This is a genomic window from Novosphingobium sp., from assembly GCF_032093395.1.
Classification (GTDB): domain Bacteria; phylum Pseudomonadota; class Alphaproteobacteria; order Sphingomonadales; family Sphingomonadaceae; genus Novosphingobium.
Genome location: NZ_DAMDBA010000085.1, coordinates 1 through 1692 on the forward strand (window position 1 = coordinate 1; position 1692 = coordinate 1692).

The 1692-nt window shown below is 63.4% G+C and carries 2 protein-coding genes; both read left to right on the forward strand.

Translation table 11 applies throughout. The features are described from left to right. The first annotated feature begins 72 nt into the window (after positions 1–72). On the forward strand, positions 73–747 hold the full coding sequence (locus RT424_RS20475; RefSeq protein ID WP_313442013.1) for a TetR/AcrR family transcriptional regulator: 675 nt from the start codon (positions 73–75) through the stop codon (positions 745–747). A 37-nt stretch (positions 748–784) separates the two neighbouring features. After that, on the forward strand, positions 785–1684 hold the full coding sequence (locus RT424_RS20480) for an SDR family NAD(P)-dependent oxidoreductase (RefSeq protein ID WP_313442015.1): 900 nt from the start codon (positions 785–787) through the stop codon (positions 1682–1684). Positions 1685–1692: the final 8 nt, after the last annotated feature.

Here is a 1692-nt window from a genome sequence, read left to right on the forward strand (position 1 = left end):
TAATAGCATCTTGTGCGTTTCATTATTCACGATCCTCTTGGCAGCGCAAGCAGGATCCGCTCGAAGCAGGACATGACCGAACGAAGCCCTGAACCGACCGACGCCATGGAATCGGCCTCTACGGCGGTCCGCGCCGGACGCCCGACGCGCGAGCAGGCGCAGGCCCGTCACGCGCAATTGCTCGACTGCGCATTCGAGAGGTTTCTGGACAAGGGGTTCGAGCCGACCACGATCGAGGCCGTCGCCGCCGAAGTCAGCATGACCAAGCGCACGGTCTATGCCCGCTATCCCGACAAGGCATCGCTGTTCCGGGCGGCCATCCGCCGGGGAACAGAGCGCCGCGCCGCCAAGCCGCAGGCAATAGAGGCAACGCGCGCCGATACGCTTGAAGAGACCCTGGTGAACATCGCCATGCTGCGCATTCAGCTTGCCGGCACTCCGGAAGGCGTGCGGCTGCAACGGCTGATCAACACCGAAGCCTATCGCTTTCCGGACATCTTCCAGACCTATTACGAGATCGCCGCCCTGCCCACCGTCCGTTTCCTGGCGGAAATTCTGGAAAACGAAACTCTTGCAGGTCGGCTCGCCATCGAGGACGCGATGCTCTCGGCCACCGTCTTCATGAGCATGGTCGTCAGCGCCCCCGTACGTTTCCTGATTTCAGGGAACGAGCTTCCGGCGCAGGATGTCGACCAGCGGGTCCGCTTCGCGGTGGGGCTGTTCTTGAAGGGTGCGCTACCTCGCTGAAATTGCCTGATCGAGATTCAAGGGAGAGAACAGAACAATGCCGCAAGCAGATGATCCGTCGGAATCGCGCCAGCGATGCGTCGTCGTAACCGGGGCCAGTTCCGGCATCGGCAAGGCGACCGCCATGGCATTCGCCCGCATGGGCTGGCACGTCATCGGTACCGGAAGAGACAGGAAGCGCTGCGAGGAAGCCGAGGCGGATATCCGCGCGGCCGGCACCGCGACGGCGCGGCTGGACATGCTGCGCGGCGATTTTTCCGAAATGCACGAAGTCCGGCGCGTGGCGCGAGACATCGGTGCACTGACCGACAAGGTGGACGTGTTGGTCAATAACGCGGGCGGTGTGCGGGATGGCTTTTACGGCACATCGGAGGGCCTGGAGGCGACATTCGCCACCAATCACCTCGCTCCCTTTCTGCTGACCCGCGAGCTTCTGCCGTTGCTGGAACGTGCTGCCGGAGACACGCCGCCCGGACTGGTCCGCGTGGTCGCCGTATCGTCGAGCGGCCATCGCGCGTGCGCGGGAATGCGCTGGTACGATCTGGTGATGAAAACGGCCTTCGAACCCGGCGCGGCCTATTGCCAGGCCAAGCTGGCGAACCTGCTGTACACCCGTGAACTCCATCGTCGCCTGATCGACAAGGGTATCGTCGCCCTGGCCATGCATCCGGGCCGCGTGGGATCGAACTTCGCCAGCCACGGCGATCAGGGAATGCAGGCCTATATGGCCGCAAACGAATGTGCCGCCCCTGAGCAGCCCGCGCGCACGATCGTATGGTTGGCAACCGATCCCGAACTCGGCGGCAAGGGGGGCTGCTACTTCCATGACCTTGCGGAGGAACAGCCGGCACCGCAGGCACTGGACGAGCTGCAGGCCGAGAAGCTCTGGATCGAGAGCGAACGCATACTCGACAGAGTGCTGGAGCCCGCAACCTGATAATGGAA

What these genes read in the sequence shown, in the direction of transcription:
- RT424_RS20480 (WP_313442015.1), top strand. Translation starts at nt 785, where the DNA reads ATGCCGCAAGCAGATGATCCGTCGGAATCGCGCCAGCGATGCGTCGTC.
- RT424_RS20475 (WP_313442013.1), top strand. Translation starts at nt 73, where the DNA reads ATGACCGAACGAAGCCCTGAACCGACCGACGCCATGGAATCGGCCTCT.